Genomic DNA, 14,433 nt, shown 5'->3' on the forward strand with positions numbered 1-14,433 from the left:
GGCAAATGCGCGCAATTCGCACTTGCGCATCGATTCACCAAGGCGCATAGTGCAGGAGATCACTTTCCGATGTTTCGCTCAGCGGAACACACTTAGGAGGCAGTGGTGACAGGTCAGGATTTCGACCTCGTCGTCGCCGGCGCGGGCGGTGGGCTCGTCGCGGCCCTGCGTGCCGCGGAACTGGGCGCGAACGTTCTGGTCATCGACGCCGACGAACACTTCCAGCGCGGCAACAACACTTCGATGTGCACGGCGATGATCCCTGCCGCGGGGACACGCTGGCAGGATGCGGCCGGTGTCGGGGACGATCCGCGCCGTTTCCTCGACGACATCACCCGCAAGACCGCAGGAACGGCAGATCAGCGAGTCGCTCGGGCACTGACCGAGGTCAGCGGCGCACTGGTCACCTGGTTGGCCGACGTCCAGGGCCTCGACCTCGAGCTCGTCACCGACTTCCGCTATCCGGGACACACCGCCGACCGCTGCCACAGCATTCCCGGCCGGCACGGCTCCCACCTGCTGCGTCACCTGGTGCACCACGCCCAGGCACACCCTCGGATCGAACTGATCGCCCCGATGAGTCTGCGCGAGGTCCACACCGTCGACGGCCGCGTGACCGGAGTAGAGATCGCCACCCCCGACGGAAACACCGAACGGCTCACGACCGGGGCCGTGCTTCTGGCGACGAACGGCTTCGGTGCCGACCGCGACCTGGTCCGGGCCCACATGCCCGAAATCGCGGACGCCCACTACCACGGTGGTCAGTTCAGCCGTGGCGACGCGCTCCGCATCGGTGGGCGACTCGGAGCCGACACCGGTTTCCTCGACGCCTACCAGGGCCACGCTGCGCTTTCGTCGCGCAGTCAGACGCTCGTCGGCTGGGCGACTGTGGTCCACGGCGGTATCGTCGTCGACAGCACCGGCCGACGATTCGCCCCCGAGACCACCGGATACTCGGAATTCGCCGCCCTGCTCGCCGCCCGACCCGGATCTACCGGCTGGATCATCATCGACGAGCACATCGAAGAACTGTGCTGGGCGTTCGACGATTTCCGCACCGTCGCCGAGAGCGGGTCGCTGGTGCGGGCCGCCACGTCCACCGACCTCGCCGACGCCATCGGGGTGCCCGCATCAGCACTCGAGGACGAGCTCACTGCCGCCCACAGCGCCGCGGCCGGACTCGAGCCCGATCGACAAGGACGCACCGATACCCGACACCCCCTGACCGCGCCCTACATCGCGATCGCCGTCAAACCGGCACTGTTCCACACCCAGGGCGGACTCGTCGTCGACGAACACGCCCGCGTACTCGCCCACGGAGCCCCCATTCCCGGCCTGTACGCATCCGGCGGCGCCGCCGTCGGAATCTCCGGTCACGGAGCCGGCGGCTACCTCGCCGGCAACGGTCTGATCACCGCGCTCGGTCTGGCCTATCTCGCCGCCGAGCACGTGAGCAGCACCGTAACCGTCTGAAAACGCACCACCTGTCCCGATACTCCCCAGGAGATGACATGACCAGCTACCTCATCAAGAACGGCACCGTCGTCCGCACCGAGGACACCGCGGCCATGGAAGGCGACATCGCCGACGTCCTCGTCGTCGACGGCAAGATCGCCGCCATCGGCCCCGATCTACAGGCCGACGGTGCCGAGATCGTGGACGCGACCGACAAGCTGGTGTTCCCCGGTGTCGTCGATGCCCATCAGCACTGGGGTATCTACAACCCGCTCTCCGAGGACACCCACACCGAGTCCCGGGCCAGCGCGCAGGGCGGCGTCACCACTGCTCTGACCTACATGCGCACCGGACAGTACTACCTGAACAAGGGTGGCGCGTACGCCGACTTCTTCCCCGAGGTCCTCGACGCCTCCGCCGGGCGCAGCTACATCGACTACGCGTTCCATCTCGCCCCGATGTCCAAGCAGCACATCGGTGAGATCCCCGCGCTCGCGTCGGAACAGGGCGTCACGTCCTTCAAGATCTTCATGTTCTACGGCAGCCACGGCCTGCACGGACGCTCCACCTCGCAGAGCGACTTCCTGATGATCCCCGAGGACGAGCGCTACGACATCGCGCACTTCGAGTTCGTCATGCGAGGCGTCCAGAAAGCCCGCGAGCAGTTCCCCGATCTCGCCCCGCACATCTCGCTGTCGCTGCACTGCGAGACCGCCGAGATCATGAGCGCCTACACCAAGATCGTCGAGCAGGAGGGCAAGCTCAGCGGCCTCGCCGCCTACAGCGCCTCCCGGCCTCAGCACTCCGAAGGCCTGGCCGTGACCATTGCGTCCTTCCTCGCCGACGAGACCGGCCTGCCGAACATCAACCTGCTGCACCTGAGCTCGGCGAAGGCACTGAAGGCCGCCATGAAGATGGCCGAGGCCTTCCCGCATGTGAACTTCCGCCGCGAGGTCACCATCGGCCACCTGCTCACCGACATCGACAACGCCAACGGACTCGGTGCCAAGGTCAACCCGCCGATCCGTCCGCGCGAGGACGTCGAGGCGCTGTGGGAGCACCTGCTCGCCGGCAACATCGACTGGGTCGTCTCCGACCATGCCTGCTGCAAGGACGAGGTCAAGTTCGGTGAGGACCGCGACGACGTGTTCGCCGCCAAGTCCGGCTTCGGCGGAACCGAATACCTCCTTCCCGGCCTGATCAGCGAAGGCCGCAAGCGCGGACTGTCCCTGCGCCGCATCGCGCAGCTGCTCTCCACCAACCCGGCCGACCGTTACGGTCTGCCCGGCAAGGGACGACTCGCCGAGGGCGCCGATGCCGACATCGCGATCGTCGACCCCAACCGAACCTGGACCGTGCACGCGGCGGATTCCGAATCCACCCAGGAATACACGCCGTTCGAGGGATTCGAGCTCACCGCTGCGGTGACCGACACCTTCGTGCGTGGTAACCGGGTCCTGGCCGACGGAGCGGTCACCGGCACGCCCGCCGGCCGTTACCTCGCCCGCCCGTACTGAGGAGACACCCGTTGACCGACGACAAGCTCCCTGCCGGTCCCCTGCGCGGGATCAAGGTCCTCGACGCGTCCACCATCCTTGCCGGGCCGCTCGCCGCACAGATCCTGGGTGACTTCGGCGCCGAGGTCATCAAGATCGAACACCCGGCGAAGCCGGACGGGATGCGCGGGCACGGCCTGGACAAGAACGGCGTCCCGCTCTGGTGGAAGATGGTCAGCCGCAACAAGCAGACCGTCACCCTGAACCTGAGCACACCGGACGGTCAGGAGATCTTCCGCGATCTCGCCGCCGAAGCCGACGTGGTGGTCGAGAACTTCCGACCCGGCACGTTCGAGCGTTGGGGCCTGTCCTATACCGAACTCGCCGAGCGGAATCCCGCACTGATCATGTTGCGGGTCACCGGTTTCGGACAACAAGGACCGTATGCGACACGTCCCGCGTTCGGCACGCTGGTGGAATCGATGAGCGGCTTCGCCCATCTCACCGGCCACCCCGACGGCCCTCCCACCCTGCCGGCATTCGGCCTCGCCGACTCCATCGCCGGAGTCGCCGGGTCCTCGGCGGTGTCGATGGCGTTGTTCGAGCGTGAACGCAACGGCGGTACCGGTCAGGAGATCGACCTCGATCTCCTCACACCGATCATGACCGCCGTCGGCCCCGGCGTGATCTACGCCGATCAGCTGGGCATCGACCAACAGCGCACCGGCAACCGGTCGCAGAACAATGCCCCGCGAAATCTCTACCGCACCAAGGACGACCACTGGGTAGCCGTGTCCACGAGCGCACAGGCGATCGCCGAACGGGTACTGCGCCTGGTAGGGCATCCCGAAGTCATCGACGAAGACTGGTTCGCCACCGGCCGCACCCGCGCCGAGCACGCGGACCTGCTCGACAAGTACGTCGGCGACTGGATCGCCGACCGTACTCGCGACGAGGTCGTCGTCGCCTTCGAGGAGGCCGGCGCCGCTGTGGCACCGGTCTACCGACCCAGTGACCTGCTGACAGATCCGCAAGTCGTCGCGACCGACATGGTCACCACCGTCGACGACGACGACCTCGGCCCCGTGCGCATGCAGAACGTCATGTGGCGCATGGGCCGATCCCCCGGTGCGATCCGCCACACCGGTCGCCCTGCCGGTGCCGATACCGACAGGGTTCTCTCCCACCTCGGGCGCAGTCCCGAGGACATCGACGAACTGCGGGCCCGGGGCGTCATCTGACCCTGCGACTGCGTCATCCGAGGAGTTCGCTATGAAATCGCGTTGGTGGACCATCGCCATCATTCTGGGCCTGGTAATCGTCAACTACATCGATCGCAGTGCCATCTCGTTCGCAGCATCCGATCTGCGCTCCGAGTTCGGGATCACTCCCGGTGAGTACGGCATCATCAGTTCCGCATTCTCGATCGGCTACATGCTCTTCGCCCTGCTCTCGGGACCGCTGGTCGACCGTTACGGTTCCCGGCGCGTGCTCATCGTGGGCATGTTCATCTGGGCCGCCGCCACGGCACTGACCCCGTTCGCCGGCGGGTTCATCGGCCTAATCCTGCTACGCATCCTTCTCGGGGCCGGTGAAGCGCCGTGCTTCCCCGCAGCGACCCGCCTCGTCAGCCGTTGGCTGCCGGCGCAGGAACGAGGGAAGGCGCTGGCTCTGATCGGCGGTGTGGCGGTCTCCGGCAGCCTGCTCGTCGGCGGACCGATCCTCACCCAGCTGATCGCCCTCACCGGCTGGAAGGCAATGTTCTGGATTCTGGCGATCGTCGGAGTCGTGTGGGTCGTGATCGCCTATCCGACGCTGAAGAACTCGCCGAGCGAGGCGAAGTTCGTGTCGAAGGAAGAACTGGACTACATCCGCGCCGGCCAGTTGGACGGTGAGGAGACCGGTCACGAGTCGAGCACCGATTGGGGCGAGATCCTCCGCAACCGCAATCTCTGGCTCGTCGGTCTCGGTTACTTCTCGTGGGGCTTCATGTTCTGGGCCTTCATGTACTGGCTCCCGCAGTACCTCGAGCACGAATTCGGCCTGTCCATCAAGGAAGTCGGCGCATTCTCCGTGGCGCCGTGGGCAGCCGGTGTGGTGGGCGCACTGCTCGGCGGAATCCTCGTCGACCGCGTGTACAAGCGGACACAGAGCATCCGATCGCGATTCATCATCATCGGTGTCGCACTGCTGCTGGCGGGCGCGTCGATCGCACCGATCCTGTTCTTCCGCGGCAACATCGTCGTCGCACTGATCTGCATCTCCGCGGGCGTGGGCTTCGGCTTCATCACCGGCGGTATCTGGTGGGTCGCGTCCATCGATGCCGCCCCCAGCCAGCCCGGCACGGCCGCCGGTTTCGCCGATGCCTGCTTCGCGCTGTCCGGCATCGTCGCTCCGTCGGTCATGGGCTTCAGCGTCGCTCGTACCGGCACCTACGACGGCGGATTCCTGGTCATGACCGCCCTGTGTCTGATCGGTGCTGTCGCGATGCTGTTCTTCACGAAGGAACCGCCGCGGCTGCAGGCATCGGGCGACTCCGTCGACCACCGCGAGGCGGTCAAGCGCGTCTGACAGTGGTCCCCCTGCCGTGCAGGGGCGATCGACGAATCGGACGGTGACGTCCACACAAGAAGGACCGGCCCGAACAATCGGGCCGGTCCTTCGTCGTAGCTCCACGGTGAGTGGAGCAGGTTCAGCCGCGCCACATCACCGACCGGTCTCTACTCTCGCTCGGCGCCCCTGAGCGGGAAGGTGGGCGATCGAGTGACCGATGCCTTACCTCCCGCAGCGGGACCGGGTCGGTGGCGATGCAGGGACAGGATACGTTCCGGATGGGCCTGCCGATCACCGCCGGCTGTGAGCCAGTCCTCCGTCGCCCGATGGGCCCGCTCGATCAACTCGCCGGCATGGCTGAAGTCGATCGGCGACACGGACACCGGGCACAGTGGGGGTAGTACGTGCAGTTCGACCCGTTCGGAGAAGTCGGCAACCTCGAGCAGCAGGCGCTGGTGAGTGAGCAGAGTCAGAGCCTGCACCGCGGTAGCCAGCGCGGTGGTCGGGGGACGCTGCAGGGCACAGGCGTAGCCGGCGGGCAGCACCCACACGTCGTCCGCACCGAGGGCCACTGCTTGAGACAGGGCCGCATCGTCGGCGATACCGCCGTCGACCAGGCTCAGCCCCTCGCGTTGCACGGTGGGCAGAACACCGGGGACGGCGGCACTGGCGAGCACGGCACTGACGGCCTCCCCCGTAGAGAGCAGCACCTCGCGGCCGGTGAGCAGGTCGGTGGCAACCAGGTGCACGGGGATCGCCGCGTCTTCGAGGTCACCGAAGGACAAGTGGGATTCGATGAGCTGACGCAGGTTCCGGTCGGAACACAGCGAGGAACGGAGTCCGGTCACAGTCAGTAGCTGACGTACTGGATCGAGGGGGAAGACGTCCTGTCGGCGCAGATTCCGCCAGATCGCTGCCAGGTCGTCCAGAGCCGGGAGGCCGGTACCGCGGCCGGCGACGTAGGCGGCGTTGAGCGCGCCGGCCGACGTCCCGATCAGCAGATCGGGACGGATGCCTCGTTCGGTGAGCGCATAGAGCATCCCCACCTCTACGGCACCGAGACCGGCGCCACCGCCGAGGACGAAGGCGGTGGTCATCGCCAGGGCGGGTCGTACACGGACGCCAACCGCGCCAGGGTCAGAGCCGCAAGCAGCAGTCCGACGTCACGCAGGGCGACATCATAGAAGCCGGGATAGCTCAGTAGGTTGATCACGATTCCCGCGAGCCAAGCGGCGACGATGTAGGCCGCGTATCGCGGTTTGATCGCGACGGCGATACCGGCGACGATCTCGATCACCCCGACCACCAGCATCACCTGCTGCGCGCCGAGGGGGCCGAAATCGACGATCCACGGCGCCAGGTAGCCCTGCCAGGAGGTGAGCACGTTGGTGAACTTGTCGATGCCCATGACGATCGGGAGCACGGTGAACCCGATGCGGAGCAATACGAATGCCCCGTACGCGGGATCACTTCGGGCGCGGTGCATCACGTCGCCACGTGCAGGTGCAACGGGCGCTGTGGAAGACGAGTGAGCTGCGGGAGTGGTCATCACGGACCCCTTTGTAAAAACAATAGTTTATGTTTTTAGAGTCGCCCCGTAGTCACTATTTGTCAATACTTCTTGGTGTTAGAGTCGGGACATGTCCACTCCCCGGTCTGCCGCGCCGGCGGCGCTGGCAGCGTTGAGCAATCTCGACGATCCGTTGCGGCGCCGGTTGTTCGAGTACGTCGCCGAGAGCGAGGAACCGGTCTCGCGTGAGGAGGTGGCGGCCGCTCTCGATATCGGCCGGACCCTCGCGGCCTATCACCTCGACAAGCTCGCCGACGCCGGCCTGGTCAAGGTCGACTACCAGCGGCCTGCCGGGCGCGGCGGCCCCGGCGCGGGACGCCCGGCGAAGGTCTACACGAGGACGACGACGGAGATGACCATCAGTGTGCCGCCGCGCGACTACGAACTGCTCGCCAGGCTGCTCGTCTCCGCGGTCGAACAGGACACCGACGGAACGGTGCGGGCGGCGGTGGACGAAGCCGCACGCGACGCCGGACGACGAGCGGTCGCCGACTCGGGAGGCGATCTCCTGGAGGCGCTGCGCGGCTGCGGATACCTGCCCCGGGCCGAGGACGACGGCCGCGTCCACCTACGCAACTGCCCCTTCCACCTCGTCGCCCAGGATCATCTGGATGTGGTGTGCGGATTGAACTTACGCCTCATCGAGGGGGTGATCGCCGACAGCGACCATCCCGACGCGCATGCCGAACTGCACCCGCAGCCGGATCGGTGTTGCGTGGTGATCCGGTACGACGCCGGAACCGAACAGGAGCGACCTCGGTAGTAGTCCGACGCCGTCCGGATCACGGTGGACCGGCTATCGCGCTGTGATAACCCGACCTGATGTGCGCACGCATGATCGCTTCCACCCATTCCGGATCGCGATGCGCCATCGCATCGACGATCTCGAGATGATGCAGTGCGCTTCGCATCAACTGGGCTTCCGTGTACACCCGGAACGTTCGCGACGCGACAAGCGGCTTGAGCATGCTCATGGTCATCTCGGCGACTCGCGTGTTCGGGCACTTGGACACGATCGCAGAGTGGAAAGCATTGTTCAGCGCTGCGATCTCGGCGAGATTGGGATCGTCGGACACCTTGGCGTACATGTCCTCCGCCAATCGGCGAAGTTCCGCGATGTCCTCATCGCTCATCGTCTCGGAAGCGAGTTTGGCAGCATACGGCTCCATCACCGAGCGCGCGGCATACATCGCCTCCACCGAGTCCGGAGAATGGTCGACCACCCGGGCGCCCTTGTTGCGTTCGATGGTGATCACGCCGCTGCTCGCGAGAGTCTTGAGCGCTTCGCGCACGGGGGTGCGACTCACTCCGAACCGCTCCGCGAGTTCGATCTCGTTGAGCTTCTCGCCCGGACGGAAGGTGCCGGCCACGATCAGGTCGAAGATCGCATTGCTCAGCTCGGACAACGGCGCACCCCTTGTTGTGTCATCTCAATCCGACCATTGTGCACGAGCCACTTCGTCGCGGGTTCCGCCGCGGGTGACGAAGGAGTACGACCCGATACCGGTGGCCTTCTCGGCGAACCGGACGACGTCGAGATACCGATCGAGGTCGATTCCGGTGCCCACACCGAAGCTGTGCAGCAGGTTGACGACGTCTTCCATGGGTGCGTTGCCCAGAACCGAGTTGTCACCAGGGAACCACATGTCCCCGCCCAGACCGCCGAAGGACGCTTCGATCCAGTCGGCACCGGCAACCAGGCTCGCAAGGGCGTTGACAGGACCGAACCCGTTGCGGTTGTGCAGGTGCACGCCCACCGGCAGGTGGGGTGCGATGGCCTTGCAACGCCGGACGCCGCGTTCGAACTCGACGGGGGTTTCCATGCCGCTGGTACCTGCCAGGTACAGCGAGTCGACACCGGCATCGACCACACGCCGGATCGCGTTCTCCAGCTCGTCGATGCCGACCGGGCCGCGGCAGGTCGCGAAGAATGCGGTGGCGAGGGCGGCGGTGACCTTCTTGCCCGCCGCATGGGCATGACCGACGACCTCGACCAGAGCAGACAACAATTGCTCGGGGGTGGCGTTCTGATTGCGCCGGGCGGTCTCCTCGTCGATGGGTACCACCATCACGATTTCGTCGATGTCCGTCTCGACGGCTCGCAAGGCGCCCTTCAGGTTCGGCACCAGAGCTTTGTAGGTGACACCGGGGGGACGCGGTGCGCCCGCGATGACCTGCTCCGCATCCGCGAACTGCGGGAGCACACGGGGGTGCGCGAAGGACGTGATCTCGAGTGTGGTGAATCCCGCGGCCAACAACCCGTCGAGGATGGCGAGTTTGTCGTCGGTGCCGACGAACGTCGGGACGGCCTGCAGACCGTCGCGCAGTCCGACGTCGACAAGTCGTGCGGCGGAGGGAATTCGATCGCCGAACATCAGATGATTCCGTTCTCGGTGAAGCGAACGATCGCGTCGTCGTCGAATCCACCGAGCCGGGTCAGCACGTCGGTGGTGTGTTCGCCCAGCCGGGGCCCGGGCCAGCGCACGCTTCCGTCGGTGCGGCTCAGGCGCGGGAACGTGTTCTGCATCGGTACGGACCCGAAGACGGGATGTTCGGTCTCGATGATGCTGCGCCGTGCGATGAATTGCTCGTCCTCGAGCATGTCGACGGGACGATAGATCTTGCCGACCGGAACGGCGTGTTCGAGGAGCAGCTCCTCGAGTTCCTTGGACTCGTGCTCGATGGTGAATTCGGCGACGATCCGGTCGAGTTCCTGCTGGCGTTCTCCTCGCGCGCCGTGGGTGCTGAAGCGTTCGTCGGTCGCCAGTTCGGGTTGTCCCATGGCCTGAGCGAGCCGGCCGAACACCGTGTCCTGGTTCGCGGCGATCAGGATCCAGGCACCGTCCTTGGTCGGGTAGACATTGCTCGGCGCCACGTTCGGCAGGATCGCGCCACTGCGCTCGCGCTGATAGTTCGAGATGACCCATTCGGGGACAATCGATTCCATGACACCGAGCACGGCCTCGTAGATCGCGGAATCGACCACCTGACCGCGGCCGCTCCGGGTGCGTTCGTACACCGCGCCGAGGGTGCCGAGCGCAGCGAACAGAGCCGCCAGGGTGTCCCCGATCGAAATACCCATTCGTGAGGGCGGAGTCGAGAGGTCGCCCACCACGTAGCGCAGTCCGCCCATCGCTTCGCCGATCGCCCCGTAGCCCGCCCGGGAGGAGTACGGACCGGTCTGCCCGAAGCCCGACACCCGTGTGAGGACCAGCGCCGGGTTGACGGCCGACAACTCCTCGTAACTCATGCCCCATCGTTCCAGCGTGCCGGGCCGGAAGTTCTCGACCACGATGTCGGATTCGGCGATGAGGCGCTTGGCGATGTCCTGCCCCTCGGGCGTACGCAGGTCGACGGTGACGGATTGCTTGTTGCGTCCGACGACGGACCACCACATGGATTCACCCTGCGGCAGACTGCGGCCCCACACGCGCATCGGATCGCCCGAGCCGGGTTGTTCGAGTTTGATGACCTCGGCGCCGAGATCGCCGAGGATCTGCCCGCAGAAGGGGCCGGCGATGAGTTGCCCCATCTCCACCACCCGGAGTCCCGCAAGGGGTCCCGTGGCGGTAGGGCGGGTGTCGTGGATGTGCTGCGTCATCTGGGAGTTCTCCCCACCAATCGCGTTGTGTATGCATTATGCCCGAATCGACTACAGAAAACCCTAGATGAAGATCTCTGATGTATACAACTGGTTGACTTTCGTGACGGACGACACATAGCCTGCCCCCTGTGCCATTCACAGCCGGCATCCCGCCTCGACGACGGAGGCGTCCGGCCGCGTCGGCCGCACCGCAATCCGAAGGGAGCACGATGACCACCGCTCGCGAGAGTCGGGTCGACGCCCAGCGCGCCGAACCCACACGCAAGCCCGATATGAACGCCACGCTGGGCCTGCCACTGAAATGGTTCGCTCCAGCAGCGCTGCTCGTGGTCGCCTTGACCTTCATATTCACCCCGGCTCCCGGGATGACGAGCGGTTTCGCCATCACGATGGCTATCGGTGGCCTGCTGATGGTGATCGGCAACGCGATACCCGGACTCAACAGGATCGGTGGAGGAGTCATTCTCGCGATCCTGATACCGGCGGTCCTGCACACCTACAATGTGATGCCCGACCACGCAGCCGAAGCCATCGACAACTTCTACAGCCTGTCCCAGTTCGGCGAATTCGTCGTCGCCGCACTGATCGTCGGCAGCATCCTCGGCATGAACAGATCCGTGCTCATCAAGGCAGGCACGCGCATCATCCTGCCCATCGTCGCGACGATCGCCGTGTGCTTCTCTCTGTTCGGCGTGATCGGCTATCTCACCGGTTATGGTGCGGGCAAGATGCTGTTCTTCGTCGTCGGTCCCGTACTCGGCGGCGGTGTCGCGGCCGGCGCCATCCCGATCTCGGAGCTCATCGCCACGAATTCCGGTGGGACATCGGAGCAGTACCTCACCCAACTCGTGCCTGCCGTCGTCGTGGCGAACACGGTATGCATCGTGGTCGCGGGGACCCTGGCATGGCTGGGTCGACGCCGAGCCGATCTCTTCCGCAACTTCAACGGCCAGGGCGAGCTCGCCGACGCCAAGACCGATCTCAGTAAGCCCGAACCGGCGAAGGTCAAGCCTGTCGAGGCCGTCAACAGCACGATCATCGGACTTTTCACCGCCGGAGTGCTCTTCATGGTGTCCGACGCGATCTCCGGGTTCCTGCCGTCGATCCACACCTATGTCTTCCTGATCCTGCTGTGCGCGATCGCCAAGATCTTCCTGCCGATTCCCGACGCGATCGTCGACGCAGCCGACTTGTGGTACCGCATGGTGGCCAACGCTTTCATCCCCGCCATCCTGGTGTCGGTGAGCATCGTGGCCATCGACTTCCATCAGGTGATCTCCCTGCTCGGCGACCCCGTCTACATGCTCTCCACCATCGCGGTCGTGTTCGTGGCCGCACTCGCCGCCGGCTTCATCGGCTGGTTGGTGAAGCTGTACTTCATCGAATCCGCCATCTCCGGTGGGCTGGGGCTCGCGGATTTCGGGTCGAGCGGCGACCTGGCCGTCCTCGGAGCGGCCAATCGCCTGGAGCTGCTCCCCTTCCTGTCCATCTCCTCGCGAATCGGCGGTGGGCTCGTCGTTCTGACGCTCTCCCTGCTCGGGCCGGTACTGCTCTGAGCTAGGCACCGCAGCCACCCCGACCATCCGTCGACACGACCGCACCCCGACACGAGTGGTATATCCGATCCGGATACCGCCTGTGTCGGGGTGCTTCTGCGTATGCATGCCGGTCCTCGGCCCGTTGCCGGAGCACCGATGCCACCGGGGCGGGCTCGCCGTCCGGCCGGGAAGGTCAGGCGGCGTACTCGGGATTCGCGATCACGAGACGAGCTGCAACAGCCTGCCGCACCGCCTCCTCGACGGAGGGTTCCGACATCGTCCGCTTCCCCTCCCGCAGCGCCAGCGCCAACTCGGTTTCGTCGACCACGCCAACCGCGTCGAGCGCAGCCCGATGCTGCGCCCGCAGACGCGCACCGTGTTCTGCTTCCCGAGCGACGATATCGAGAACCTTCGATGCCACTCGCGCCTGATAACGGGTCGGTGCGTCGGTCGCCGGATGGTCGACGACGAAAGCCTTGACCGCACGCGACAACTCCGCAACCGAGGGCATCCCGAACAGATCCTGCCGAGGCTCGTCGGCGAAAGTGATGGTGGCCGGCTCGATGTCCTCGGCCGGTTCCAGCATCTGCAGGAGATCGTGCTCGCATTCGGCGATGCGCCGGCCGATGGCCAGGAGTTCGAGGGCGTTCTCCTCGCCGTGGACGAGAGCGCGGTTGGCCTGGATCCGGCACATCACCGCCCACCTCAGGGTGCCGTAGAGCTCCCACCACCGCACCGCCTCGGGATCCGGCGCAATTCCGCTTTCGTCTTCATAGCCGCGGAACAGTTCGTCGCGGGATCCGAAACCTCCGACGGGCTCGGCGGCACCGAACCTCCAGGTCTTCACGCACAACCAGCCGAGATCCTCCATCGGATCCCCGAGGTGCGTCAGCTCCCAGTCCAGGACGGCCCGGATGCCCGACTCGTCGACGAGCACGTTGCCGTTGCGGAAGTCGCCGTGGACAACGGTGGTGCGCGTGGACGGTGACCGATGATCGTGCAACCAGCGGAACGCAAGTTCGAGGCTAGGCAGCGGTGGCCCTGTCTCGACATACCGGGCGAAGAGCTCGTCGAGTTGATCTCCGGCCGGGAAGTCGGGCAGTGTGTCGATCGGTATCCGGTGGATGCGGGCGAGCGCGCGGCCCAATGCGTAGGAGAGGTTCTTGCGCACCGCGCTGTACCGGTCGTCGCGCAGCAGGCGCTGCGGGAGCGCTTCGCCGGGGACCTTCTCCATGAGGAGATACGCTGCGCCGAGACCCTCGACCCGGTGGCCGTCGCTGTGATCGAGCAGCTCGGGGACGGGAACACCCGCGGTGTGGGCCTCGCGGAGAACAGTCGCTTCGCGGGCCATACGAGCCGGATCCTCGGCCCCGGGCGGGTCGCGTCGCAGGATCAGGTCACGTTCGGCGCCGGCATCTTCGGTGACGGTCAGGAGCCAGGTCTCACGACTCGCGCCGCCCGTCAGACGAGCCAGGTCCGTGAGCGTCCCCCGAACGCCGTCGAGTCCGGAGAGGTGCCTGGTCAGCGCCGCGCGCAGGTCGTCGATGCTCATCACGGATCCTGTCGGTACCCGACAGCGTCGAGAGCGATGTCCTGGTAGCGGGCGGTGACCTCCTGTGCGGTGAGCGGCCCGTCGGGATGGAACCACCCGGCGACAGCGGTGCAGGCACTGACGATGAAGCGCGCGGTGTCCACCGGGGTCTTGGTCGTGAACACCCCGCGGTCCACGCCGTCGACGACGACGCGGTCGAACATGCGTCGCTGCACGTCACGCTTGGTCACCACCACGGCGTAGTGCTGCGGTTCGAGGCTGCGCAATTCACTGTTCCCGAGCAGGCTTTCCCGGGGAGCCTTCGTGTGCTGCCCCACGTGGACGCCGACGATCGCGCGCAGCCGGTCCACGGGATCACTGCCCGCGGCGAGCAGCGCTTCCTCAGTTTCTTCCACGAGGGCGTCGAGCCCTCGGTTGAGGATGAGCGCGAGCAGCTCCTGCTTCGAGCCGAAGTAGTTGTACAGCGAGCCCACCGCCACCCCGGCCTCGGAGGCGATATCGCGCACCGAGGTGCCGTGGTAGCCCTTGGCGGCCATCGTCGCCACCGCGGCGGTGATCAGCGTGGCGGCGACCTTGTCGTCGGTCTCGCGCACGGCGAAGGACATCGCGCGCGGCGGGTTCTTCTCGGTTGAGCGGGGCATGTTCCTCCTGGTGACTCCACCATG

The 14,433-nt window shown here is 66.0% G+C and carries 13 protein-coding genes; 6 read left to right on the forward strand and 7 right to left on the reverse strand.

The features are described from left to right. Positions 1–105 precede the first annotated feature (105 nt). Genes B9C99_RS19365 through B9C99_RS19380 form a run of 4 tightly spaced genes read left to right on the forward strand, consistent with a single transcriptional unit; the run spans position 106 to position 5,522 of the window. A complete protein-coding gene (locus B9C99_RS19365) occupies positions 106–1,473 on the forward strand; it encodes an FAD-binding protein (RefSeq protein ID WP_088899023.1) in 1,368 nt (455 codons plus the stop codon). A gap of 38 nt (positions 1,474–1,511) precedes the next feature. Then, on the forward strand, positions 1,512–2,972 hold the full coding sequence (locus B9C99_RS19370; protein WP_088898988.1) for a dihydroorotase family protein: 1,461 nt from the start codon (positions 1,512–1,514) through the stop codon (positions 2,970–2,972). A gap of 11 nt (positions 2,973–2,983) precedes the next feature. Further along, complete coding sequence (locus tag B9C99_RS19375; RefSeq protein ID WP_088898989.1) at positions 2,984–4,192, forward strand: CaiB/BaiF CoA-transferase family protein; 1,209 nt, start codon at positions 2,984–2,986, stop codon at positions 4,190–4,192. Between the two features lie 31 nt (positions 4,193–4,223). Next, positions 4,224–5,522, forward strand: a complete 1,299-nt coding sequence (locus tag B9C99_RS19380; protein WP_088898990.1) for an MFS transporter — start codon at positions 4,224–4,226, stop codon at positions 5,520–5,522. Between the two features lie 149 nt (positions 5,523–5,671). Here the strand turns inward: B9C99_RS19380 and B9C99_RS19385 are convergent, their stop codons facing one another. Continuing rightward, complete coding sequence (locus B9C99_RS19385; protein ID WP_088898991.1) at positions 5,672–6,601, reverse strand: patatin-like phospholipase family protein; 930 nt, start codon at positions 6,599–6,601, stop codon at positions 5,672–5,674. Continuing rightward, positions 6,598–7,053, reverse strand: a complete 456-nt coding sequence (locus tag B9C99_RS19390) for a DoxX family membrane protein (RefSeq protein ID WP_088898992.1) — start codon at positions 7,051–7,053, stop codon at positions 6,598–6,600. Before B9C99_RS19390 ends, B9C99_RS19385 begins: the two co-directional genes overlap by 4 nt. Before the next feature lie 91 nt (positions 7,054–7,144). Here B9C99_RS19390 and B9C99_RS19395 point away from each other — a divergent pair, with 91 nt between their 5' ends. Next, a complete protein-coding gene (locus B9C99_RS19395) occupies positions 7,145–7,837 on the forward strand; it encodes a metalloregulator ArsR/SmtB family transcription factor (protein WP_088898993.1) in 693 nt (230 codons plus the stop codon). Between the two features lie 19 nt (positions 7,838–7,856). Here B9C99_RS19395 and B9C99_RS19400 read toward each other — a convergent pair whose 3' ends face one another. Genes B9C99_RS19400 through B9C99_RS19410 form a run of 3 tightly spaced genes read right to left on the reverse strand, consistent with a single transcriptional unit; the run spans position 7,857 to position 10,675 of the window. Beyond that, on the reverse strand, positions 7,857–8,480 hold the full coding sequence (locus B9C99_RS19400) for a GntR family transcriptional regulator (protein ID WP_016690770.1): 624 nt from the start codon (positions 8,478–8,480) through the stop codon (positions 7,857–7,859). 24 nt (positions 8,481–8,504) lie between these two features. Further along, positions 8,505–9,449 carry a pyruvate carboxyltransferase gene (locus B9C99_RS19405; RefSeq protein WP_088898994.1) on the reverse strand — a complete coding sequence of 315 codons (945 nt, stop codon included), beginning with the start codon at positions 9,447–9,449 and terminating at the stop codon, positions 8,505–8,507. After that, positions 9,449–10,675 (reverse strand): CaiB/BaiF CoA-transferase family protein, encoded by a 1,227-nt coding sequence (locus B9C99_RS19410; protein ID WP_088898995.1) that lies wholly within the window; start codon positions 10,673–10,675, stop codon positions 9,449–9,451. The genes B9C99_RS19405 and B9C99_RS19410 overlap by 1 nt, the downstream gene beginning before the upstream one ends. 212 nt (positions 10,676–10,887) lie before the next feature. Between B9C99_RS19410 and B9C99_RS19415 the strand changes: the two genes are divergently transcribed. Next, positions 10,888–12,234, forward strand: a complete 1,347-nt coding sequence (locus B9C99_RS19415; protein WP_016690767.1) for a 2-hydroxycarboxylate transporter family protein — start codon at positions 10,888–10,890, stop codon at positions 12,232–12,234. Positions 12,235–12,409: 175 nt separating this feature from the next. Here the strand turns inward: B9C99_RS19415 and B9C99_RS19420 are convergent, their stop codons facing one another. Together B9C99_RS19420 and B9C99_RS19425 are read right to left on the reverse strand one after the other, a co-directional pair. Continuing rightward, complete coding sequence (locus B9C99_RS19420; protein ID WP_088898996.1) at positions 12,410–13,768, reverse strand: phosphotransferase family protein; 1,359 nt, start codon at positions 13,766–13,768, stop codon at positions 12,410–12,412. Beyond that, positions 13,768–14,409: a TetR/AcrR family transcriptional regulator gene (locus tag B9C99_RS19425; protein WP_016690765.1), complete on the reverse strand. Its 642-nt coding sequence runs from the start codon at positions 14,407–14,409 to the stop codon at positions 13,768–13,770. Before B9C99_RS19425 ends, B9C99_RS19420 begins: the two co-directional genes overlap by 1 nt. Between the last annotated feature and the right edge of the window lie 24 nt (positions 14,410–14,433).

Origin of the sequence: Rhodococcus sp. BUPNP1, assembly GCF_002215235.1 — a bacterium.
GTDB lineage: Bacteria > Actinomycetota > Actinomycetes > Mycobacteriales > Mycobacteriaceae > Rhodococcus.

Bases quoted from the DNA above. Each gene is read 5' to 3' on its own strand.
- B9C99_RS19370 (WP_088898988.1), top strand. From the start codon at position 1,512: ATGACCAGCTACCTCATCAAGAACGGCACCGTCGTCCGCACCGAGGAC.
- B9C99_RS19380 (WP_088898990.1), top strand. From the start codon at position 4,224: ATGAAATCGCGTTGGTGGACCATCGCCATCATTCTGGGCCTGGTAATC.
- B9C99_RS19385 (WP_088898991.1), bottom strand. From the start codon at position 6,601: ATGACCACCGCCTTCGTCCTCGGCGGTGGCGCCGGTCTCGGTGCCGTA.
- B9C99_RS19390 (WP_088898992.1), bottom strand. From the start codon at position 7,053: ATGACCACTCCCGCAGCTCACTCGTCTTCCACAGCGCCCGTTGCACCT.
- B9C99_RS19395 (WP_088898993.1), top strand. From the start codon at position 7,145: ATGTCCACTCCCCGGTCTGCCGCGCCGGCGGCGCTGGCAGCGTTGAGC.
- B9C99_RS19405 (WP_088898994.1), bottom strand. From the start codon at position 9,449: ATGTTCGGCGATCGAATTCCCTCCGCCGCACGACTTGTCGACGTCGGA.
- B9C99_RS19410 (WP_088898995.1), bottom strand. From the start codon at position 10,675: ATGACGCAGCACATCCACGACACCCGCCCTACCGCCACGGGACCCCTT.
- B9C99_RS19415 (WP_016690767.1), top strand. From the start codon at position 10,888: ATGACCACCGCTCGCGAGAGTCGGGTCGACGCCCAGCGCGCCGAACCC.
- B9C99_RS19420 (WP_088898996.1), bottom strand. From the start codon at position 13,768: ATGAGCATCGACGACCTGCGCGCGGCGCTGACCAGGCACCTCTCCGGA.
- B9C99_RS19425 (WP_016690765.1), bottom strand. From the start codon at position 14,409: ATGCCCCGCTCAACCGAGAAGAACCCGCCGCGCGCGATGTCCTTCGCC.